The 22,957-nt window shown below is 59.9% G+C and carries 17 protein-coding genes; 11 read left to right on the forward strand and 6 right to left on the reverse strand.

Features of this window, described 5'->3' with window-relative positions; genetic code table 11:
- Positions 1-246 precede the first annotated feature (246 nt).
- From fadB to ACTJK7_RS24740, 6 genes are all read left to right on the forward strand, one after another.
- Complete coding sequence (fadB, locus tag ACTJK7_RS24715; protein ID WP_064381107.1) at positions 247-2,394, forward strand: fatty acid oxidation complex subunit alpha FadB; 2,148 nt, start codon at positions 247-249, stop codon at positions 2,392-2,394.
- 29 nt (positions 2,395-2,423) lie between these two features.
- Positions 2,424-3,599, forward strand: a complete 1,176-nt coding sequence (gene fadA / locus ACTJK7_RS24720; RefSeq protein ID WP_007953060.1) for an acetyl-CoA C-acyltransferase FadA — start codon at positions 2,424-2,426, stop codon at positions 3,597-3,599.
- 99 nt (positions 3,600-3,698) lie between these two features.
- A complete protein-coding gene (locus ACTJK7_RS24725; RefSeq protein ID WP_007953059.1) occupies positions 3,699-3,935 on the forward strand; it encodes a DUF1653 domain-containing protein in 237 nt (78 codons plus the stop codon).
- A gap of 114 nt (positions 3,936-4,049) precedes the next feature.
- Complete coding sequence (gene topA / locus ACTJK7_RS24730; RefSeq protein ID WP_108562852.1) at positions 4,050-6,680, forward strand: type I DNA topoisomerase; 2,631 nt, start codon at positions 4,050-4,052, stop codon at positions 6,678-6,680.
- Between the two features lie 174 nt (positions 6,681-6,854).
- Positions 6,855-7,379: a DUF6586 family protein gene (locus ACTJK7_RS24735; protein ID WP_108562851.1), complete on the forward strand. Its 525-nt coding sequence runs from the start codon at positions 6,855-6,857 to the stop codon at positions 7,377-7,379.
- A 106-nt stretch (positions 7,380-7,485) separates the two neighbouring features.
- The gene (locus tag ACTJK7_RS24740; protein WP_007953047.1) at positions 7,486-7,719 is read left to right on the forward strand and encodes a hypothetical protein; all 234 of its coding nucleotides are present in this window, start codon (positions 7,486-7,488) and stop codon (positions 7,717-7,719) included.
- Positions 7,720-7,805: 86 nt separating this feature from the next.
- Here ACTJK7_RS24740 and sulA read toward each other — a convergent pair whose 3' ends face one another.
- Complete coding sequence (sulA, locus tag ACTJK7_RS24745) at positions 7,806-8,279, reverse strand: SOS-induced cell division inhibitor SulA (protein ID WP_064381103.1); 474 nt, start codon at positions 8,277-8,279, stop codon at positions 7,806-7,808.
- Between the two features lie 10 nt (positions 8,280-8,289).
- Positions 8,290-8,898, reverse strand: coding sequence for a transcriptional repressor LexA (lexA, locus tag ACTJK7_RS24750; protein ID WP_007953044.1), 609 nt, complete (start codon positions 8,896-8,898; stop codon positions 8,290-8,292).
- Positions 8,899-9,128: 230 nt separating this feature from the next.
- Between lexA and ACTJK7_RS24755 the strand changes: the two genes are divergently transcribed.
- From ACTJK7_RS24755 to ACTJK7_RS24765, 3 genes are all read left to right on the forward strand, one after another.
- Complete coding sequence (locus ACTJK7_RS24755; RefSeq protein WP_064381100.1) at positions 9,129-9,836, forward strand: TetR/AcrR family transcriptional regulator; 708 nt, start codon at positions 9,129-9,131, stop codon at positions 9,834-9,836.
- A 170-nt stretch (positions 9,837-10,006) separates the two neighbouring features.
- On the forward strand, positions 10,007-11,005 hold the full coding sequence (gene nagZ, locus ACTJK7_RS24760) for a beta-N-acetylhexosaminidase (RefSeq protein WP_169432674.1): 999 nt from the start codon (positions 10,007-10,009) through the stop codon (positions 11,003-11,005).
- Positions 11,006-11,017: 12 nt separating this feature from the next.
- On the forward strand, positions 11,018-11,755 hold the full coding sequence (locus tag ACTJK7_RS24765; protein WP_007953033.1) for an S-methyl-5'-thioinosine phosphorylase: 738 nt from the start codon (positions 11,018-11,020) through the stop codon (positions 11,753-11,755).
- Positions 11,756-11,869: 114 nt separating this feature from the next.
- On the opposite strand, the gene ACTJK7_RS24770 is transcribed toward ACTJK7_RS24765, so the two are convergent.
- The 3 genes from ACTJK7_RS24770 to mfd are packed head-to-tail and all read right to left on the reverse strand — an operon-like array spanning position 11,870 to position 18,598.
- Positions 11,870-14,560: an SNF2-related protein gene (locus ACTJK7_RS24770; protein WP_440780717.1), complete on the reverse strand. Its 2,691-nt coding sequence runs from the start codon at positions 14,558-14,560 to the stop codon at positions 11,870-11,872.
- Positions 14,561-14,571: 11 nt separating this feature from the next.
- Positions 14,572-15,138 (reverse strand): CsiV family protein, encoded by a 567-nt coding sequence (locus ACTJK7_RS24775; protein ID WP_007953029.1) that lies wholly within the window; start codon positions 15,136-15,138, stop codon positions 14,572-14,574.
- 10 nt (positions 15,139-15,148) lie between these two features.
- Positions 15,149-18,598 carry a transcription-repair coupling factor gene (gene mfd, locus ACTJK7_RS24780; protein ID WP_108562849.1) on the reverse strand — a complete coding sequence of 1,150 codons (3,450 nt, stop codon included), beginning with the start codon at positions 18,596-18,598 and terminating at the stop codon, positions 15,149-15,151.
- 354 nt (positions 18,599-18,952) lie between these two features.
- Here mfd and ACTJK7_RS24785 point away from each other — a divergent pair, with 354 nt between their 5' ends.
- Positions 18,953-20,416, forward strand: a complete 1,464-nt coding sequence (locus ACTJK7_RS24785; RefSeq protein ID WP_011335187.1) for a glyceraldehyde-3-phosphate dehydrogenase — start codon at positions 18,953-18,955, stop codon at positions 20,414-20,416.
- Positions 20,417-20,481: 65 nt separating this feature from the next.
- Here the strand turns inward: ACTJK7_RS24785 and ACTJK7_RS24790 are convergent, their stop codons facing one another.
- Positions 20,482-21,774: an MFS transporter gene (locus ACTJK7_RS24790; RefSeq protein WP_085654378.1), complete on the reverse strand. Its 1,293-nt coding sequence runs from the start codon at positions 21,772-21,774 to the stop codon at positions 20,482-20,484.
- A gap of 53 nt (positions 21,775-21,827) precedes the next feature.
- Here ACTJK7_RS24790 and ACTJK7_RS24795 point away from each other — a divergent pair, with 53 nt between their 5' ends.
- Complete coding sequence (locus tag ACTJK7_RS24795) at positions 21,828-22,877, forward strand: FAD:protein FMN transferase (RefSeq protein WP_234420581.1); 1,050 nt, start codon at positions 21,828-21,830, stop codon at positions 22,875-22,877.
- Positions 22,878-22,957 lie beyond the last annotated feature (80 nt).

Here is a 22,957-nt window from a genome sequence, read left to right on the forward strand (position 1 = left end):
TCGCATTTCAACCCGTATTTAGGGCGATTGACAATTGTCGGAAATTCCGTGAAGGTGGCGTACCCAAATCAAACGGGCGTATGAATTGAGCGTTTGTATTGCAGACTGCTCCTACAGAATCCCGACTATCGCGTTGGCGGGTGTGCCGGGTGGATGGGTGTCAGCATCGACGAAAAAACGTCCTGCCGAGCCATTTGCCTGCGTCCGACGTGTACTGTTCAGCTTCCATATCGTGGAGATCAGTTGATGATTTACGAAGGTAAAGCCATCACGGTTAAAGCTCTTGAAAGTGGCATCGTCGAATTGAAATTCGACCTCAAGGGTGAGTCCGTCAACAAGTTCAACCGTCTTACCCTGAACGAACTGCGTCAGGCCGTAGACACCATCAAGGCAGATGCTTCGATCAAGGGCGTGATCGTCAGCAGTGGCAAGGACGTGTTCATCGTCGGCGCCGACATCACCGAATTTGTCGACAACTTCAAGCTGCCGGATGCCGAGCTGGTTGCTGGCAATCTCGAAGCCAACAAGATCTTCAGCGATTTCGAAGACCTCAACGTTCCGACCGTCGCCGCGATCAATGGCATCGCTCTGGGTGGCGGTCTGGAAATGTGCCTGGCAGCGGACTACCGCGTCATGTCCACCAAGGCCAAGATCGGTCTGCCGGAAGTCAAGCTGGGCATCTACCCGGGCTTCGGTGGTACCGTGCGTCTGCCGCGTCTGATCGGTGCCGACAACGCCATCGAGTGGATTGCCGCCGGCAAGGAAAACCGTCCTGAAGACGCGCTGAAAGTCGGCGCCGTCGATGCCGTGGTTGCTCCCGAAAAGCTGCAGGATGCCGCCCTTGAGCTGATCAAGCGCGCCGTCTCCGGCGAGTTCGACTACAAGGCCAAGCGTCAGCCGAAGCTGGAAAAGCTCAAGCTGAACGCCATTGAACAAATGATGGCTTTCGAAACCGCCAAAGGTTTCGTGGCTGGCCAGGCCGGTCCGAACTACCCGGCCCCTGTCGAAGCGATCAAGACCATCCAGAAAGCCGCGAACTTCGGTCGCGACAAGGCGCTGGAGGTCGAAGCCGCAGGTTTCGTGAAACTGGCCAAGACCTCTGCCGCGCAGAGCTTGATCGGTCTGTTCCTGAACGATCAGGAACTGAAGAAAAAGGCCAAGGCCTACGACGAAATCGCCAAGGACGTGAAGCAGGCTGCCGTACTGGGCGCCGGCATCATGGGTGGCGGTATCGCCTATCAGTCGGCTTCCAAAGGTACGCCGATCCTGATGAAGGACATCAACGAGCACGGCATCGAGCAAGGTCTGGCGGAAGCCGCCAAGCTGCTGGTCGGTCGCGTTGATAAAGGCCGCATGACTGCCGCGAAGATGGCTGAAGTGCTCAACGGCATTCGCCCTACGCTGTCCTACGGCGATTTCGGTCACGTCGACCTGGTCGTTGAGGCCGTGGTCGAGAACCCGAAGGTCAAGCAAGCCGTTCTGGCGGAAGTCGAAGCTCAAGTCAAAGAGGACACCATCCTCGCGTCCAACACTTCGACCATTTCCATCAGCCTGCTGGCCAAGGCCCTCAAGCGTCCGGAAAACTTCGTCGGCATGCACTTCTTCAACCCGGTGCACATGATGCCGCTGGTGGAAGTGATCCGTGGCGAGAAGTCCAGCGAGCTGGCCATCGCCACCACCGTTGCCTATGCCAAGAAAATGGGCAAGAACCCGATCGTCGTCAACGACTGCCCGGGCTTCCTGGTCAACCGCGTCCTGTTCCCGTACTTCGGCGGTTTCGCCAAACTGGTCAGCGCCGGTGTGGACTTCGTCCGTATCGACAAGATCATGGAAAAATTCGGCTGGCCGATGGGCCCGGCATACCTGATGGACGTGGTCGGCATCGACACCGGTCACCACGGTCGTGACGTAATGGCTGAAGGCTTCCCGGACCGCATGAAGGACGACCGTCGTTCGGCCATCGACGTGCTTTACGAAGCCAAACGTCTGGGTCAGAAGAACGGCAAGGGCTTCTACGCCTACGAGGCCGACAAGAAAGGCAAGCAGAAGAAAGTCGCCGACCCGTCGGTACTGGAAGTGCTCAAGCCGATCGTCTACGAGCAGCGCGAAGTCACTGACGAGGACATCATCAACTGGATGATGATCCCGCTGTGCCTGGAAACCGTGCGTTGCCTGGAAGACGGCATCGTCGAAACCGCCGCCGAAGCCGACATGGGTCTGGTCTACGGTATTGGTTTCCCTCCATTCCGTGGCGGTGCGCTGCGCTACATCGACTCGATCGGTGTTGCCGAGTTCGTTGCCCTGGCCGACCAGTACGCTGATTTGGGCGCGCTGTACCACCCGACCGCGAAGCTGCGCGAAATGGCCAAGAACGGCCAGAGCTTCTTCGGTTAAGCGCCCCCAACTAGAGTGAGAGTGAACTTATGAGCTTGAATCCTAGAGACGTCGTGATTGTCGACTTCGGTCGTACTCCGATGGGCCGCTCCAAGGGCGGCATGCACCGCAACACCCGCGCCGAAGACATGTCGGCGCACCTGATCAGCAAACTGCTGGAACGCAACACCAAGGTCGATCCTGCCGAAGTCGAGGACGTGATCTGGGGCTGTGTGAACCAGACCCTGGAACAGGGCTGGAACATCGCGCGCATGGCGTCGCTGATGACCCAGATCCCGCACACCTCGGCCGGCCAGACCGTCAGCCGTCTGTGCGGCTCGTCGATGAGTGCGCTGCACACTGCTGCGCAAGCGATCATGACCGGCAACGGTGACGTGTTCGTGGTTGGTGGCGTCGAGCATATGGGTCACGTGAGCATGATGCACGGTGTCGATCCGAACCCGCACATGTCCCTGTACGCGGCGAAAGCCTCGGGCATGATGGGCCTGACCGCTGAAATGCTGGGCAAAATGCACGGCATCACTCGCGAACAGCAGGACGCCTTTGGCGTGCGTTCCCACCAGTTGGCCCACAAGGCGACTGTGGAGGGCAAGTTCAAGGACGAAATCATCCCGATGCAGGGTTACGACGAGAACGGTTTCCTCAAAACCTTCGACTACGACGAAACCATTCGTCCGGAAACCACCCTGGAAAGTCTGGCGGCTCTGAAACCGGCATTCAATCCAAAGGGCGGCACCGTGACCGCCGGTACTTCGTCGCAGATCACCGATGGTGCTTCGTGCATGATCGTGATGTCGGCACAGCGTGCACAGGACCTGGGTATCCAGCCTCTGGCCGTGATTCGCTCGATGGCGGTAGCGGGTGTGGACCCGGCCATCATGGGCTATGGTCCGGTACCGGCTACTCAGAAAGCACTGAAACGTGCCGGCCTGGGTATCAACGATATCGACTTCTTCGAGCTCAATGAAGCGTTCGCCGCACAGGCCCTGCCAGTGCTGAAAGACCTGAAAGTGCTCGACAAGATGAATGAGAAGGTTAACCTGCACGGCGGCGCGATCGCCCTGGGTCACCCGTTCGGTTGCTCCGGTGCCCGTATTTCCGGCACGTTGCTGAACGTGATGAAGCAGAATGGCGGCACCTTCGGGGTGGCCACCATGTGCATTGGCCTCGGCCAAGGCATCTCCACCGTCTTCGAACGCGTTTAAGCGTCTCGTCGATGGAAGCCGGGGCCAAGTGCCCCGGTTTTTGTTTTTGCGGATTTATTTTTGTTTTTATTTTGAAAAAATTTGAGTGAGGGCCGAAGCATGCCGATACAACCTGGGCTCTACCAACATTACAAAGGTCCGCAGTACCGCGTATTCAGTGTCGCGCGGCATTCCGAGACTGAAGAAGAAGTGGTCTTTTACCAAGCCCTGTATGGCGATTACGGCTTTTGGGTACGTCCCTTGAGCATGTTCCTGGAGTCCGTCGAGGTTGACGGGGAGCAGGTCCCACGCTTTGCTTTGGTGCAAGCCGAACCGAGCCTTTTTTCGAAGCCATAAGGCGAGTGCGCGCAAAACCCTGCGCTTGACCTCACCTTGTAGCCACTATATATAGCGGTGCCGCGTCAGGCGCCAACCGCCTTTCACTTCTAGAATTCAGGAATTTTCTGATCCATGGGCAAATCGCTGGTCATTGTGGAATCCCCGGCTAAGGCCAAGACCATCAACAAGTATCTGGGCAACCAATACGTGGTGAAGTCGAGTATCGGCCATATCCGAGACCTGCCCACCAGCGGTTCGGCTAGCGCCAGCAAGGAGCCTGCCGCCAAGCGCGGCAAGGCTGCTGCGGGCGAAGCGCCAGCGCTGTCGCCGAAAGAGAAGGCGCGCAAGCAGCTGGTCTCGCGCATGGGGGTCGATCCCGAGCACGGCTGGAAAGCCAAGTACGAGATCCTCCCGGGCAAGGAAAAGGTCATCGAAGAGCTGCGCCGGCTCGCCAAGGATGCTGACACCATCTATCTCGCAACCGACTTGGATCGCGAGGGGGAAGCCATTGCCTGGCACCTGCGCGAAGCCATCGGTGGCGACGACAGCCGCTACAAGCGCGTGGTGTTCAACGAAATCACCAAGAAGGCGATTCAGGAAGCCTTCTCGGAGCCGGGCGAACTCGACATCGATCGAGTGAACGCGCAGCAGGCCCGTCGTTTCCTCGACCGCGTTGTCGGCTACATGGTTTCGCCGCTGCTGTGGGCCAAGATCGCCCGTGGCCTGTCCGCCGGCCGCGTGCAATCGGTTGCCGTGAAGCTGGTGGTCGAGCGTGAGCGTGAGATTCGTGCGTTCAACCCGGAAGAGTACTGGGAAGTGCATGCCGACCTCGGCACCGCCAAAGGCTCGACCGTGCGTTTCGAAGTGGCTCGCGAGAAAGGCGAAGCCTTCAAGCCGCTGAACGAAGCCCAGGCCACCGCGGCCCTGGAAAAGCTCAAGTCCTCCAGCTACAGCATCGTCAAACGTGAAGACAAACCGACCAGCAGCAAGCCGTCGGCACCATTCATTACTTCCACGCTGCAACAGGCCGCGAGCAATCGCCTGGGCTTCGGCGTGAAGAAAACCATGATGATGGCCCAGCGTCTCTATGAAGCCGGCTACATCACTTATATGCGTACCGACTCGACCAACCTCTCGGCTGATGCCGTGGCGATGGCGCGCGACTACATCGAAACCGAGTTCGGCAAGAAGTACCTGCCGGAGTCGCCGAACGTCTATAGCAGCAAGGAAGGCGCACAAGAGGCTCACGAAGCGATTCGACCTTCCGACGCCAACACCACGCCAGCCAAGTTGGCCGGCATGGAGCGCGACGCCGAGCGCCTCTACGAGCTGATCTGGCGTCAGTTCCTGGCTTGCCAGATGCTGCCGGCGCAGTATCTGTCGACCACCGTCAGTGTCGCTGCCGGTGACTTCGAGCTGCGTGCCAAGGGCCGCATCCTGAAGTTCGACGGTTACACCCGCGTGCTGCCGCAAATCACCAAGCCTGGCGACGATGATGTTCTGCCGGACATGGCGCAGGGCGACGTGATGAAGCTGATCAAGCTCGATCCGTCCCAGCACTTCACCAAGCCGCCGGCCCGTTATTCGGAAGCCAGCCTGGTGAAGGAAATGGAAAAGCGTGGCATCGGTCGTCCTTCAACCTACGCAGCGATCATCTCGACCATTCAGGATCGCGGCTACGTGACCCTGCACAACCGTCGTTTCTATTCGGAAAAGATGGGCGATATCGTTACCGAGCGTCTGTCGGAAAGCTTCTCGAATCTCATGGACTACGGCTTCACCGCCGGCATGGAAGAGAACCTCGATGACGTGGCCCAGGGCGAGCGCGACTGGAAAAACGTGCTGGACGAGTTCTACGGCGACTTCAAGAAAAAACTCGAAGTGGCTGAAAACCCAGAAGCTGGCATGCGTGCCAACCAGCCGGTGATGACCGACATTCCGTGCACCACTTGCGGCCGTCCGATGCAGATTCGTACTGCCTCGACTGGCGTGTTCCTCGGCTGCTCGGGCTACAGCCTGCCGCCGAAAGAGCGCTGCAAGGCCACCGTCAATCTGGTGCCGGGCGATGAAATCGCGGCGGACGACGAAGGTGAGTCGGAATCCCTGGTACTGCGCGGCAAGCACCGCTGCCCGATCTGCAGCACGGCGATGGACGCCTACCTGCTCGACGAGAAGCGCAAGCTGCACATCTGCGGTAACAACCCGGATTGCGCAGGCTACGAAGTCGAAGAAGGCAGCTACCGCATCAAAGGCTACGAAGGTCCGAGCCTGGAATGCGACAAGTGCGGCAGCGAGATGCAGCTCAAGACCGGCCGTTTCGGCAAGTTCTTCGGTTGCACCAATCCGACCTGCAAGAACACCCGCAAGCTGCTGAAGAGCGGTGACGCGGCGCCGCCGAAGATGGATCCGGTGAAGATGCCTGAGCTGAAATGCGAAAAGGTCAACGACACCTACATCCTGCGCGACGGTGCGTCCGGCCTGTTCCTGGCGGCCAGCCAGTTCCCGAAAAACCGCGAGACCCGTGCTCCGCTGGTGATCGAGATTCTGCCGCACAAGGACGAAATCGATCCGAAGTACCACTTCCTGTGCGAAGCGCCACAGAAGGATCCGGATGGCCTGCCAGCCGTGATCCGCTACAGCCGCAAGACCAAGGAGCAATACGTTCAGACCGAAGTCGACGGCAAGCCGACTGGCTGGAAAGCGTTCTTTGACGGTGGCAAGTGGACGGTCGAGGACAAGCGTCCGGCGAAAGCCAAGGCTTGAGCTGACTCTGACCTTGTGTTGGGCTGATGCTGTCGGCCCAACACATCAAAAGGCCGCATGACAACCTTAGGGTTTTCATGCGGCCTTTTTGTTTAAAGCTTGCGGTCGGATCGGCTGATCCATGACACTGTCCGGCCTGTGTGAAGCAATTATTTCGTTGTGGAGAGTGCCGACATGGCCCACGAACTCTATACCCGTACCAATCAGAAGATCTATTTCGCGGGTTTGTCGCTGGAAGCGCTGGCCAGGGCCGAAGAGGGGCGGGCGATGAACTCGCTGGCGCTGATTCAGGCCGGGCGCGAATCCGCACTGTTTCATCTCTACGGTGCGTTGTTGGGGCTGTGTCATGAAATCGCCGGCTTCTATCGTCTGCCGCAAGCCAATGCGTCGCGGGCGGAAGCCTTGCTGACCCGCGAAGTGCTGGAGTCGATTGCCATTCCTGAGCTGGCGGAGATGATCGAGCTGGCAGGCAATCCGGAGACCTGGCTGGCTAAATTGCTGGCCGCGCACTCGGCGCTGTTCCAGCCGCCACGGGTGCCACACAAGCCGAAGGGCGATGTGACGCAACCATTGATTCAGGCGGTGAATCTGGATGAAAAAGAAGTGATTGAAGAGTTGAGCCGCGAAGAGCTCGAGAGCTGGCGGCAGAACCTCAAGGGGTTGGCGATCCGCTTCCGTGAAGGCTTGAACGAGTGCTGAGGAACTTTGGACTGGCGGCGACGAGAGGCGTGCTGCTGGTCAAGATCCCGAGCGAAGCCTGAATGATGTCTATATAATCCCTGCCTTTCGTGGAGAACAGACCCATATGCCAACGTCCTTTCTAGAAATTGTCGAGCTACCAGACGGCCGAATCGAACTGCGCAGGGCCGAGGACGAGGGTTCTCTGGTGACTCTGGATTTCTCCGAGGATGCCAAGGCGTTTCTGCAGGGCCAGCACGTTGAAATTGCCAAAGCGATGTTGAGCGTTGGCGTGCAAATGGCAGGACGTATGGTTGAAGGCGAATTCGATAAGGATGAGGGGCCGCGGGTTCTTCATTGATACGCTGTCTGTCAGTTACTGCCCTAGATCGGCTTCTCTATCCCTGGAGAAGCCCTGCGCTTTACATGGCGCACATTGTTGCTGAATCACCCCAAACGAATGTTCAGGCTTTGAGCGTCCCCGGTACGGGCGGCGCTGATCAGCTGTTGCCGTGATCCTGCGCTCAGCGGGTTCAGCCACGTGACGACTGTGTGGCTGCGGCCCAGGCGTAATGCTTCGCAGGCCAGTTGCTGAGCGCTTTGAGCGCCGCGCGGTTGCAGGAGCAGGATGCGTTCGCGATTCAATCCGGCGTCACGCAGCCAGGTCTGGGTCAGACTCGCTGGTGGTGCAATCAAGGTCAGCCAGCGTGCGTCCTGATCATCACTCAATTCGCGAAGAATAGGCGCCAGCAGGTTCAGGCAGTTCCCGGCCGCGCCGCGCAGTGACAGCTCACTGAACGTTTCGGGTTCGGGATTCCACGGACGCTCGACGACATCTTTGAGGATGGGGGCGAGCGGTTGCGCCAGAAACGCTTCGAACAACGGCAGTTGTGTTTGCTGAGGTACGTGTGGGAACTGCATAAAGCCTCCTTTAGCGGCGGATAACGCCGACACTCAAGCCTTCGATCACCAGTTCCTGATCTTTCAGGTTGACTTCGATGGGGGCGAACTCGGGGTTTTCGGCAATCAGCCAGACTTTGCTGCCGTCACGCTTGAAGCGTTTGACGGTGACTTCGTCGCCGATCCGCGCAACCACGATCTGACCGTTGCGTGCCTCGCGAGTGGTATGAACCGCCAGCAGATCACCGTCGAAAATGCCGATGTCCTTCATGCTCATGCCATGAACGCGCAACAGGTAGTCGGCACGCGGATGAAAGAAGGCCGGGTTGATGTTGCAGGACTCTTCGATGTGTTGTTGGGCGAGAATCGGCGCGCCGGCAGCCACTCGACCGATGATCGGCAGGGTGGATTCGTCGACCTTGGCTTCGAAGCCGGGAATACGAATGCCGCGAGAGGCGCCGGGGGTCATCTCGATCGCGCCTTTGCGGGCGAGTGCCTTGAGGTGCTCTTCGGCCGCATTGGGTGACTTGAAACCCAGTTCCTGAGCGATTTCCGCACGGGTCGGCGGGTAGCCGTTGTCTTCGAGGCAGCGTTTGATAAAGGCCAGAATCTCGGCTTGGCGTGGCGTCAGCTTAAGCATATTGATCGCTCTGTCTTTTTATACAGTGACTGGGATTATATACAGTGAAGCGGTCTTGGCAATGATCGTTTTTTGCCATGCCGCCGGACGGTCAGTGACGACGCCGATTAATGTCGCGTCCTTGTTGTGGTTAAATATCTGACCGACCATTCCCAAAACGAACGGGCAGGCTTGACAAGGCATGGGCTGAAACGTATGTTTCAAACAAGTGTTTGTCAGGCGGAGTAGCCATGGCCCAGTCGGAAACCGTTGAACGCATTCTTGATGCTGCAGAACAGCTGTTCGCGGAAAAAGGTTTCGCTGAAACCTCATTGCGTCTGATCACCAGCAAGGCAGGGGTCAACCTCGCTGCGGTGAACTATCACTTCGGCTCGAAGAAGGCGCTCATCCAGGCGGTTTTCTCGCGCTTCCTCGGTCCGTTCTGCATCAGCCTCGACAAAGAGCTGGAGCGCCGCCAAGCCAAGCCAGAGAACAAGCCTTCGCTCGAAGAACTGCTGGAAATCCTCGTCGAGCAGGCGCTGGTGGTACAGCCACGCAGCGGCAATGATCTATCAATCTTCATGCGTTTGCTTGGGCTGGCCTTCAGTCAGAGCCAGGGCCACCTGCGTCGGTATCTGGAAGACATGTATGGCAAGGTATTCCGTCGCTACATGTTGCTGGTGAACGAAGCCGCGCCGCGCATTCCTCCGATCGAACTGTTCTGGCGTGTGCACTTCATGCTCGGTGCCGCAGCATTCAGCATGTCGGGTATCAAGGCCCTGCGTGCGATTGCCGAGACCGACTTCGGCGTCAACACCTCCATCGAGCAGGTGATGCGTCTGATGGTGCCGTTCCTGGCGGCCGGCATGCGTGCCGAAACCGGTGTCACCGATGCTGCGATGGCTACAGCGCAGTTGCGGCCACGCAGTAAATCCGCGCCGGCACCTGCCAAGGTTTAACCCTCCATGGGTGGGCGCGGCAGCTGACATCCGCTAAGCTAGCCGCCCATGTCGACTCTCGTTCTGAACCCGTTTCTCATTGAAATCACCGACCCGCCGGGCAATGCCCCAGGTGGTGGTTTCGTGGGCGACGGGTTTTTCGTTTTCAAGGAATCTCTATGACTGCTGGCCTGCAAGGCTCGTTGATGGTGGACGTCGCCGGTACCTGGCTGACGGCCGAAGATCGCCAATTGTTGCGCCAGCCCGAAGTGGGCGGCCTGATCATCTTTGCTCGCAACATCGAGCATCCGCGTCAGGTGCGCGAGCTGAGCGCGGCGATCCGGGCCATTCGTCCGGACTTGCTGCTCGCTGTGGACCAGGAGGGCGGTCGCGTTCAGCGTCTGCGTCAGGGCTTCGTCCGTTTGCCAGCCATGCGCGCCATCGCAGATAACCCGAACGCCGAATACCTGGCCGAACAATGCGGCTGGATCATGGCCACCGAAGTGCTGGCCGTCGGACTCGATCTGAGCTTCGCGCCGGTACTGGATCTGGATTACCAGCGCAGCGCCGTCGTCGGCACCCGCTCGTTCGAAGGTGACCCGGAGCGCGCCGCGCTACTCGCCGGCGCGTTCATCAAAGGCATGAACAGCGCCGGCATGGCCGCCACCGGCAAGCATTTCCCTGGCCACGGCTGGGCGGAAGCCGACTCCCACGTCGCAATCCCCAACGACGAGCGCAGCCTTGAAGAGATCCGCGCCAACGACCTCGTGCCGTTCGCCAGACTCAGCAAGCAACTGGCCGCCGTCATGCCCGCCCACGTTATTTATCCGCAAGTCGACGCACAGCCCGCCGGATTCTCCCGGCGCTGGTTGCAGGACATCCTGCGCGGCGAGCTGCAGTTCGATGGCGTGATCTTCAGCGACGACCTGTCGATGGCCGGCGCTCATGTGGTCGGCGACGCCGCCAGCCGTATCGAAGCGGCACTCAGTGCCGGTTGCGACATGGGTCTGGTGTGCAACGACCGCGCCGCCGCTGAACTTGCCCTGAGCGCCGCGCAGCGCATGAAGGTCAAGCCGTCGCCGCGCATCGCACGCATGCGCGGTCAGGCATTCGCCAATACCGAATACCGTCAGGATCCGCGCTGGCTGACCGCTGTCGGCGCGCTCAAAGACGCTCAACTGATCGATTAAGGATTTTTCGCTATGACGGTTTACGCAATCATTGGCGGCACCGGCCTGACCCAGCTGGAAGGCCTGAGCATTCGTCAGTCGCTGGCGGTGGATACGCCTTATGGTGCGCCATCGGCCGAGGTTCAGATTGGCGAATACGCCGGCAAGGAAGTGCTGTTCCTCGCTCGTCACGGTCACCCGCATCGCTTCCCGCCGCACAAGGTCAACTACCGCGCCAACCTTTGGGCGTTGAAGCAGGCCGGGGCCGAAGCGATCATCGCGGTCAACGCCGTGGGCGGAATCCATCCTGCAATGGGCACTGGGCATTTCTGCGTGCCGCATCAGATCGTGGACTACACCAGTGGTCGCGAGCACACCTATTTCGCCGATGACCTGGAACATGTCACTCACATCGACTTCAGCTTTCCCTACAGCGAACCGCTGCGTCAGCAACTGATTGCTGCGTTGGCCGCCGAAGGTTGCGAGTACAGCGATCAGGGCGTTTACGCCTGCACCCAGGGCCCGCGGTTGGAAACCGTTGCTGAAATCGTGCGTCTTGAACGTGACGGTTGCGACATCGTCGGCATGACCGGCATGCCGGAAGCGGCGCTGGCCCGTGAGCTGGATCTGGATTACGCCTGTCTGTCGCTGGTGGTGAACCCGGCTGCGGGCAAGACCACTGAAGTGATCACCATGGCTGAGATCGAGCAGGCGTTGCACGATGGCATGGGCAAGGTGAAGTCTACGTTGGCGCGCGTGCTCAAGGGCTGAGTCTGGCTCGAAACCGAGTCGAGCCTTTCGCGGGCAAGCCCGCTCCCACAGAGGTCACGCTAAACCTGTGGGAGCGGGCTTGCCCGCGAATCGATCTGATAGCCGATAAAGATCTCAGCGCTTTTCAAACTTGTCCGGCAACGGCGCAAACAGCGCCTCGATATCATCACTCTGCAACTTCCAGTCCCCGGCCTTGCGCCCATCCAGCACGCCGGCCGCCAGGTCGGATTTCTCCCGCTGCAGAAGCTGAATTTTCTCCTCGACCGTGCCCCGGGCAATCATCTTGTAAACGAACACCGGCTTCTCTTGACCAATGCGATAGGCGCGGTCGGTTGCCTGATTCTCGGTCGCCGGGTTCCACCACGGATCGTAGTGAATCACCGTGTCCGCTTCTGTCAGGTTCAGGCCCACACCACCAGCCTTCAGGCTGATGAGAAAAATCTGACGCTTGCCGCTCTGGAATTCCTTCACCGGGGTGCGCCGGTCACGGGTCTGTCCCGTCAGCAGCGCATACGCGACATTGCGTTTTTTCAGCTCGTCCTCGATCAGTGTCAGCATCGAAGTGAACTGCGAAAACAGCAGAATCCGCCGACCTTCCTCAAACAACTCCTCAAGCATTTCCATCAGGCTGTCGAGCTTGCCCGAGGTGCTGCCGCGGGCGGGCAGGGTGGCGTCGTTGACCAGGCGCAAATCGCAACAGACCTGGCGCAGCTTGAGCAGCGCTTCAAGAATGATGATCTGGCTGCGCGCCACGCCTTTGCGAGTGATCTCGTCGCGAACCTTTTTATCCATGGCCAGGCGCATGGTTTCGTACACGTCGCGCTGGGCCTCGTTGAGCTCGACCCAGTGGATGATCTCGGTTTTCGGCGGCAGCTCGGTCGCAACCTGTTCCTTGGTGCGACGAAGCAGGAACGGTTTGATCCGACCGTTGAGGTGCTGAAGTCTGACTTCGCTGGCGCGTTTTTCGATCGGCACACGGTAATCGGCGTTGAAGCTTTTGACGTCGCCGAGCCATCCGGGCAGCAGGAAGTGAAACAGCGACCACAGTTCGCCCAGGTGATTTTCCAGCGGCGTCCCGCTCAGGCACAGACGCTGACGCGCATTGAGGTCACGGGCAGCCTGGGCGGCTTTGCTGTTCGGGTTCTTGATGTACTGCGCTTCGTCCAGCACCAGTACGTGCAGCGGCTGCTGGGCCAGACGTTCGACATCCTTGGGCAGCAGCGCATAAGTGGTGAGGATCAGGTCGTAATCGGCCAGATGCTCGAAATGCTTTTTACGGCTGGCACCGTACAGGGCGACAACCTTGAGTTGTGGAGTGAAGTGCGCCGCTTCGTCCAGCCAGTTGGGGATCAGGCTGGTAGGCATCACCACCATGCAGGGTCGATCCAGTTGCCCTGCGTTTTTCTCGCTGAGAATGTGCGCCAGCGTCTGTAGGGTTTTACCCAGGCCCATGTCGTCCGCGAGAATCCCGCCGACCTCCAGTTGCCGCAACGACTGCATCCAGCTCAAGCCTTCGAGCTGATAAGGGCGCAGCGTCGCATTAAGCCCCTTCGGTGTTTCGGCGCTGTAGTCGCGGATGTCGCGCAAGCGTTGGGCGAAGCTGCGGATCTGCTCGCCACCTTCCCAGAGCAGGGGAATGCCTTCCAGCGAGTTCAGGCGTGTGGCGTCGGCCTTGCTCAGGCGCAGGGTGGTTTCGCCCGGCTCCTGCAAATAAAACTCGCCAAGGGTCGCCAGCACCGGCTTCAGCCGGCCAAGGGGCAGGGCGACCTGCAATGGCCCGTGCTCGCTGTTGCGTTGCGGGATGTTCACCAGAATCAGTTCATCGTCGCGACGGCGGGCGAGACGTTCCGGGTTGAGGATTTCCGTGTGCGAACGCATCAGGTTGAGCAGGATCGGCAGCAGGCTCAGGCGCTCGCCGTTGACGATGATCCCCAGCTCCAGATCGAACCAGTCGCGTTCCGGCGTCTGCTCGACGGTGGCGTACCAATCGTCGACGGCGGTCAGGTCGAAACCGAACTCATCGTCGATCAATAGCTCCCAACCTTGGGTGCGCAGCTTCGGCAGATCGTTGAGGGTGAAGGTCAGCCACGCGCTGTCGTTGACCATCTCGTAGAGTTCGCCGGCGCTTTCCGGCAGGGCCTTGCTCTGCCGGGTGGCGATGCGAAAACCGAGAATTCGCAGCTGCTCGCGGTAGCTCTGTTCGACGTCCGGATGCCGTTTGACCCGCAGGGTCTGGGCTTCCTGGCGAATCAGGATGTCGCTGTTTTTCTGCCCGCTGACGTATTCGTCGAGGTAACTGAAGGACAGCGCCGCACGGTGCTGGATGTAACGCTGCATCTTGCCGTTGCGCGGCTCGAACGCGCTGAACTCGACGCTGGCCAGCCACAGGCGCGGCACTGGCTGCACATTGTCCACCAGCACTTGCGGCGGCGCTTTCGGGCTGCGGTTTTCCAGCACGGCCTGGAGTTTTTCCAGCAGTTCAGCGTCTTTGGCAGCAGCGGGGTATTCGAGGGTTTCCTGCACTTGCAGCAACACCGCCGCGCAATGTTTGCAGTTGCTGTGCACCGGGCAGGTGCATGTGGCGTCGACCATCAGCAACGTGCCTTTGGCCGACTCACGCAGATGAATCGTCTGACGGTAGACGTTACCGCCAGAGCCTTCGCAGCTGGCGGTAATGGTCGCGTCGCCGACCTGCACGAATCGCACCCGGTTTTCCAGCGCGTAGCGACGGCCACGCTCCAGGCTTTGTTCCTTGAATCGGCTGACCCAGGAGGAGGCCAGCGGTTTACTCAGTGGCGGGGGCATAAGGACTTCGATCAGTCCGGAACGACTTCAGGCGCTTCCCGAGGCGCGGGCGCCGTCAGTGAAGTGATCTTGATCAGCAGGGCCAGATGGCCGTTGTCGAGGTAGTTGAGTTGGCCGTTCTTGGTGTGGCTGTCCTGTTTAAGGCGCTCGCTGGCGGTGACCATGCCGTTGGCGTCGATCTGGTTGACCCAGAAATCGGCGTTCACGTCGGTAAAGCGCCCGAGCTTCATTTCAATCGTGCCTTCGATCGGGAATTGGCCGAACTGCTCCTGACCTTCGCTGACTGCAACCTTCGCCGGCGTCTCGCCGAGCGTCTGCTGCCAGGCTTTGTGCATCAGCACGCTGTACTCGCCGCTGGCGGTGAGTTTGGTCACAACGTCGTTCAGCGCCGGGGTGCGTTTGCTGTCATCGCCCAGGCGTTGCGCGCCGGCCGCCCAGTCTTCCGGTGCGGCGCGGCTGACAATTGCCGGCACGGCGTTCTGGCGTACCAGAATCATTTCGACCTGATACAGGTCATCGGCAAACGCCGTCGGTGCTACGAGCGTCAGTAGCAAAGTCAGAGAGCGAAACAGGCGCATGCGGCGTCCTTCAAGCAGTTTTCGGGATGAGGCGTTCGAACAACGCCTCCACAGTATTAAAGCGCTCTTCCGGGCGCTCCATCGGCACCTGGAACTTGAACATCGTGGCGCCTTCGAATTTGTAGCGTTTCGGCTGGCTCTGGATCAGTTTGATCAGGGTCATCGGATCGACCGGCGTCTGCGCCGCGAACTCGATACGGCCACCTTGCGGGCCGCCATCGACTTTCTTGATGCCCAACTGCTCGGCCTGCAATTTAAGCGCCGTGATGCGCACCAGATTCTTGGTCGGCTCCGGCAGCAGACCAAAGCGGTCAATCATCTCGACCTGCAGATCCTTCAGACCTTCCTCGTCGGTGGCCGAAGCGATGCGTTTGTACAGGATCAGGCGTGCGTGAACGTCCGGCAGGTAATCTTCCGGAATCAGCGCCGGCACCCGCAGGTTGACTTCCGGGCCACCGCCGAGCGGTTGGTCGAGGTTCGGCTGCTCGCCCTTGCGGATCGACTTCACCGCGCGCTCGAGCATTTCCATGTACAGCGTGAAGCCGACAGCCTGAATCTGCCCGCTCTGACCGTCGCCCAGCAATTCGCCGGCGCCACGGATTTCCAGATCGTTGGTGGCCAGCACGAAACCGGCACCCAGATCCTGAGTATTGGCAATCGCCTCCAGACGTTTTTCCGCGTCACCAGTAATTTGCTGGCGTGGCGGGGTCAGGAGGTAGGCGTAAGCCTGGTGGTGGCTACGACCAACACGACCGCGCAACTGGTGCAACTGCGCCAGGCCGAACTTGTCGGCACGCTCGATGATGATGGTGTTGGCGCTCGGCACGTCGATGCCGGTCTCGATGATGGTCGAGGCGATCAGCACGTTGAAGCGCTTGTGGTAGAAGTCGCTCATCACCTGTTCGAGTTCGCGCTCGCGCATCTGCCCGTGGCCGATGCCGATCCGCGCTTCCGGCACCAGTTCGGCGAGGTCAGCGGCGCACTTCTCGATGGTCTTCACGTCGTTGTGCAGGTAGTAAACCTGACCGCCACGCAGCAGCTCGCGCAGCAAAGCCTCTTTGACCGTGCTCTTGTTCTGCTCCATGACGAAGGTGCGCACCGACAGGCGTCGCGCCGGTGGCGTGGCGATGATCGACAGGTCGCGCATGCCCGACACCGCCATGTTCAGCGTGCGCGGAATCGGCGTGGCGGTCAGCGTAAGAATGTCGACTTCGCTGCGCAGGGCCTTGAGCTGTTCCTTCTGACGGACACCGAAGCGGTGCTCTTCGTCGATGATCACCAGTCCAAGGTTTTTGATTTTGACGTCGTCCTGCAGCAGCTTGTGGGTGCCGATGACGATGTCGATATTGCCTTCGGCCAGTTCGGCCACCGCAGCGTTCACTTCCTTGGCCGACTTGAATCGGCTCATCACTTCCACGGTCACCGGCCAGTCGGCGAAACGGTCGCGGAAACTGTTGTAGTGCTGCTGGGCGAGCAGGGTGGTCGGCACCAGGATCGCCACTTGCTTGCCGCCGTGCACCGCGATGAACGCGGCGCGCATGGCGACTTCGGTCTTGCCGAAACCGACGTCGCCGCAGACCAGGCGATCCATCGGTTTCGGCGAAAGCATGTCCTCGCGCACGGCTTCGATGGTGGATTGCTGATCCGGTGTTTCTTCGAACGGGAAACCGGCGCTGAAGGTTGCGTAATCGGCCTTCGGGTCGGCGAACGCATAACCTTCGCGGGCGGCGCGGCGGGCATAGATGTCGAGCAATTCGGCAGCGACGTCGCGCACTTGCTCGGCGGCCTTGCGCTTGGCTTTCTGCCAGGTTTCGGAGCCGAGGCGGTGCAGCGGGGCCAGCGCATCGTCGCTGCCGGTGTAACGGGCGATCAGATGCAGGTTGGCCACCGGCACGTAGAGCTTGGCGTTCTCGGCGTATTCGAGGGTCAGGAATTCGGCAGCCTGATTGTCGATTTCCAGAATCGTCAGGCCGAGATAACGGCCGACGCCGTGGTCGATGTGCACCACCGGCGCGCCTTCGCGCAGCTCGGTGAGGTTCTTGATCACCGCATCGTTGTTGGCGTCGGCGCGTTTTTCGCGACGGCGACGCTGCATCACGCGCTGGCCGAACAGCGGACTTTCCGCGACCAGTGCCAGCGCCGGGTCGTCGAGCATCAGGCCTTCGTCGAGCGGGGCGATGGTGATCGCCAGGCGATCCTTGCTCGCAACGAAGTCCGGCCAGCTGTCGACGGTTTTCGGTCGCAGCTTCAGGCGGTCCAGCAGCTCCAGCAGCACTTCGCGGCGGCCTGCGGATTCGGCGGTAAACAGCACGCGTCCGGGGAATTCGTCGAGGAATGCCGACAGCGCGGCCAGCGGCTGGGTAGCCTTGGCTTCGATCGCCAGATTCGGCAAGGCCTGCGCCGGAAAGCGCTCGCGGCCGGCGCCGGTTTCCACGTCCTGCTGACTGGCGACCACCCGCGGCCAGTTCTTCAGGCGGGCAAAGCAGTCTTCCACCGGCAGGAACAGTTCGGCCGGAGGCAATAAAGGTCGCGATGGATCGACGCGGCGTTCTTCATACCGATTGCGCACATCGTTCCAGAAGTTTTCCGCCGCCTGCTCGATGCCCGGCAGCGAGAACACTTGCGTGTCCTGCGGCAGGTAATCGAACAGCGTCGAGGTTTCTTCGAAGAACAGCGGCAGGTAGTACTCGATACCGGCCGGTGTGATGCCGCTGCTCAGGTCCTGAAAGATCGGGCAGCGACGGAAGTCCACGTCGAAACGCTCCCGAAAGCGCGCCTTGAAGCGCGTGACCGCGTCTTTCTGCAGCGGGAATTCCTTGGCCGGCAGCAGCTTGACCGAATCGACCTTGTCGATGGAGCGCTGGTTTTCCGGATCGAAGGTGCGCAGGGTTTCGATTTCGTCGTCGAACAGATCGATGCGATACGGCAGTTTGCTGCCCATCGGGAACAGGTCGATCAACGCGCCACGCACCGTGAACTCGCCGTGTTCGTAAACCGTGTCGACGTAGCGATAGCCGCTGGCTTCGAGCCGCGAGCGCATTTGCTCGACATCGAGTTTTTGCCCGACATCCAGTACCAGGCTGCTGCCGAGCAGGAATTTGGTCGGCGCCAGGCGATGCAGGGCGGTGGTGATCGGCACTACCAGCACGCCATGTTCCAGCTCCGGCAGTCTATAAAGGCTGGCGATGCGCTGGGAGATGATGTCCTGGTGCGGCGAAAACAGATCGTAGGGCAGGGTTTCCCAGTCCGGGAAATGCAGCACCGGCAAATCCGGGGCGAAGAAACTCAGCTCCTGCTCCAGCCGTTCGGCACTCTGGCTGTCGGCGGTCAAAAGCAGCGTGAAGCGCTTGGCAGCGCTGGCAGCCTCGGCAATCGCCAGGCTCAGGGCGGCACCGGGGAGGTTGCCCCAGTGCTGTTTACCTGCCGCAGCAGGGAGAAGCGGTAGACGCAGAACAGGCACGGAAGGTTGAGCTCCAGGCGTTGCGACAAAGTCGGTAATTGTAGCGGCGTCCGGTGCCGCCTGTCAGTTGCAGGATGCGTCTATCTGCGCTGTTTGAGAAAAATGTAGTGGTAACCATAAAAACCAGCGCTTTTTTTACGGTTATGTAGTGCCAAAAGTCGGTGGTGTTACGGAGGGTTACAGACATCGTCTAACAGTCGTCGAAAAACTGACTGCGCTGGAAGCCCCGGTTTTACTGGGCTGGCGGAGAGCGTTATTTTTTTGGACGGATTTTTGTTACCGATTGCGCGACAAGCGCGCATTGCTACAAGAGGTTCTCGGCGGCATAATGTAGCCCCTTTTTTCTGCCCCTACATGTGGAAGGTTACCGTGACTCAGAAGCCCGACCAGTGTCTTGGTGAATGGATCGACCGTGAAGCACTCGCAGAAGCGATGATTCCGCTTATCGGTCAGCTCTACCGCAACAACAACGTGGTGAGCTCGATCTATGGCCGCAGCCTGATCAACCAGTCTGTCATCGCGATTCTCAAAGCTCACCGCTTTGCTCGCCACCGTTCTGCCGACGACAGCGAACTCTCCGTCCACGAAACATTCCCACTGCTCAAGGCCATGAGCGAACTCAAGCTCGGCGCGGCCTCGGTAGATCTGGGCAAGCTGGCGTACAAATTCCGCAACGAAGGCAACGGCCGCACCGCCGAGCAATTCGTTCGCGAAGAAATGGCTGACGTGGTTGGCCAGCAAAACGCTTCGGCACGCAAAGGCACCGACGTTGTACTGTACGGCTTCGGTCGTATCGGCCGTCTGCTGGCGCGTATCCTGATCGAGAAAACCGGTGGCGGCGACGGCCTGCGTCTGCGTGCCATCGTGGTGCGCAAGGGCGCCGAAAACGACCTGACCAAGCGTGCCAGCCTGCTGCGTCGCGATTCGGTACATGGTTCGTTCAACGGCACCATCACCATCGATGAAGAAAACAACACCATCACCGCCAACGGCAACCTGATCCAGGTTATCTACGCGAAGAACCCTACCGAAGTGGATTACACCCAGTACGGCATCAAAGATGCGCTGCTGGTGGACAACACCGGTGTATGGCGTGATGCCGATGGTCTGGGTCAGCACCTAGCGTGTCCGGGTATCGACCGCGTTGTTCTGACCGCGCCTGGCAAGGGCAAGCTGAAGAACATCGTTCACGGTATCAACCACAACGAAATCACTGCTGACGACAAGATCGTGTCCGCCGCTTCCTGCACCACCAACGCCATCGTGCCGGTGCTGAAAGCCGTGAATGACAAGTTCGGCATCATCAACGGTCACGTCGAAACCGTTCACTCGTACACCAACGACCAGAACCTGATCGACAACTTCCACAAGGGCGATCGCCGTGGCCGTAGCGCCGCGCTGAACATGGTCATCACCGAGACCGGTGCTGCCACCGCTGCTGCCAAGGCCCTGCCTGAGCTGGCCGGCAAGCTGACCGGTAACGCGATCCGTGTTCCGACGCCGAACGTGTCGATGGCCATTCTCAACCTGAACCTCGAGAAAGCCGCCACCCGTGAAGAGATGAACGAGTACCTGCGTTACATGGCGCTGCACTCCGATCTGCACAAGCAAATCGACTTCGTCAATTCGCAGGAAGTGGTTTCGACCGACTTCGTGGGCTCGCGTCACGCCGGTGTGGTCGACGCTGAAGCGACCATCGTTCAGGACAACCGCGTTGTTCTGTACGTCTGGTACGACAACGAGTTCGGTTACAGCTGCCAGGTGGTTCGCGTAATGGAAGACATGGCCGGTGTAAACCCGCCAGCGTTCCCGCGCTAAGCCTTAGCTGCAAATGAAAACGCCCCGACTTTGGTCGGGGCGTTTTTGTTTGTGCGCGATTTGCCTTAGCGGGGGATGGCGGCTTGTGCCGTGCGCAGTTCGTGCCTGTTGCCACGGAACAGCACCAGCGTGGCGATCAGGCCCAATACCGCTGCACCACTGAGCCAGATCCCCGGTGCCGCCTTGTTGTCCAGCACATGGATCAGATAAGTGCAGGCCGCCGGCGTAAATCCGCCGAAGGTTGCGGTCGCCAGGCTGTAGGCCAGCGAGAATCCGGTCGTACGAACTTCTACCGGCATGATCTCGGTGAGCGCCACCACCATTGCCCCGTTGTACGAGCCGTACAGGAACGACAGCCACAATTCGACGATCAGCAAATGGCTGAAGCTCGGGTTCGCCACCAGCCACGACAGCGCCGGATAAGCGGTCAGGATCGCCAGAATCGTCGCCGCCAACAGTAGGGGTTTACGCCCGACCTTGTCGGACACTGCGCCCATCACCGGCAACCAGAAGAAGTTCGACAGGCCGATGCACACAGTCACCAGCAACGCATCGAAGTCCGACAGGTGCAATTCCGCCTTGCCGAAGGTCGGTGTGTAGGCAGTGATCAGGTAGAACGACACCGTCGTCATGACCACCAGCGCCATGCCGGCGATGACGATGCCAAAGTTCTGACCGATCGAGCGGACGATTTCCTGCAGGGTAGGGCGATGTTTACGCGCCTGGAACTCCGGTGTTTCTTCCAGCGATCGGCGGATGACGAAAATCACCGGGACGATCATGCAGCCGATCAGGAACGGCACACGCCAGCCCCATTCGCCCATCTGCTCGGGGCTCAGCCAATGGTTGAGGCCGACACCGAGCAGGCCGGCGAACACCACGGCGGCTTGCTGGCTGGCGGACTGCCAGCTGACAAAAAAGCCCTTGCGGCCCGGCGTGGCGATTTCCGCCAGATACACCGACACGCCGCCCAGTTCCACACCGGCCGAGAAGCCTTGCAGCAAGCGGCCGAACAGCACGATCAGTGGCGCGGCAACCCCAAGGGTGGCGTAGCCCGGCACGCAGGCAATCAGCACGGTGCCGGCCGCCATCAGGGCCAGCGTGATGATCAAGCCCTGGCGGCGGCCATGACGGTCGATATAGGCACCGAGAAAAATCGCCCCCAACGGACGCATCAGGAAGCCGGCGCCGAAAGTGGCCAGAGAAAGCATCAGGGATGCGAAGGCGCTGTCGGTGGGGAAGAAGGTCTTGGCAATGGCCGTGGCGTAGAAGCCGTAGACCATGAAGTCGAACATCTCGAGAAAGTTGCCGCTGACAACGCGAAAAATCGCCTTGCCTTTGCCGGTCGTGGAGGACATGGGTAGGTACTCGCTCTAAATCTTGTAAGAAAGCGTTGCGCTCGTAGCCCATAATGGCCGGCGCGGTTTTGCGGGGAGATGAAGAATTGTTAACTGGACGCTGGGGGATTCTCGTGCTGCTGAGCGTTTTTTTGTCCGGCTGCGGCAACGGTGATTCCCTGGAGACTTTCGACGGCCCGACGATGGGCAGCACCTATTCGATCAAGTACGTGCGCCACGCCAATCTGCCTGCGCCGCAGGAGGTGCGTGTCGAAGTGGAAAAAATCCTCGCGGATGTCGACCGGCAGATGTCGACTTACCGCGCAGACTCCGACATCTCGCGCTTCAACGCATTGCCGGCTGATCGCTGTCAGGTCATGCCCGCGCCGATCCTTCAATTGGTCCGTGTGGGCGAGCAGCTGTCGCAACAAAGCGAAGGCTCCTACGACCTCACCGTCGAACCGCTGATGAATCTGTGGGGGTTCGGCCCGCAGGGGCGGGAAGAAAAAGTCCCGGATAAGGCGGCGCTGGCCGAAGTGCGCCAGCGAGTCGGTCATCAACACCTGCACATCGACGGCGACCGGTTGTGCAAGGATGCGGCGGTCGAGGTGGATTTCAACAGCATCGCCGCCGGTTACGCGGTCGACACCATTGCTGCGCGGCTCGAGGCCCTGGGCATCCATGACTATCTCGCGGAAGCCACCGGCGAGCTCAAGGCGTCCGGCAAGAAGCTTGATGGTTCGCCGTGGCGTATCGCTCTGGAAGAACCGCAAGACGATCAGCAGGTGGCAGAGCGCGTCATTAATGTGGATGGCTACGGCCTGTCCACCTCCGGTGACTACCGCAACTATTTTCAGCAGGATGGCCGGCGCTATTCCCACACTTTCGATGCCCGGACCGGTGCGCCCGTCCTACATGACCTGGCGTCGGTCACGGTGATTCATCCTTCAGCGCTGATGGCTGATGGACTATCGACTCTGTTGCTGATTCTCGGGCCTGAAAGGGCCTGGGACTATGCCGAAAAACACGACATTGGTGCATTCTTTGTGATTCGTGCCGATACAGGTTTCGTCACACGCACCAGTCACGCTTTTGAACGGCTCAGTCGTGCAAAAGTTGACTGAGAACAGTACGAAAGCTGGCGTTGTAGTGCAGGCAAAAGTAGCCTACGACGCGACCAAGGGTTAATGTGCGCGGCGTTGAC

Origin of the sequence: Pseudomonas sp. 22085 (genome assembly GCF_052045815.1) — a bacterium.
Classification (GTDB): domain Bacteria; phylum Pseudomonadota; class Gammaproteobacteria; order Pseudomonadales; family Pseudomonadaceae; genus Aquipseudomonas; species Aquipseudomonas glycinae.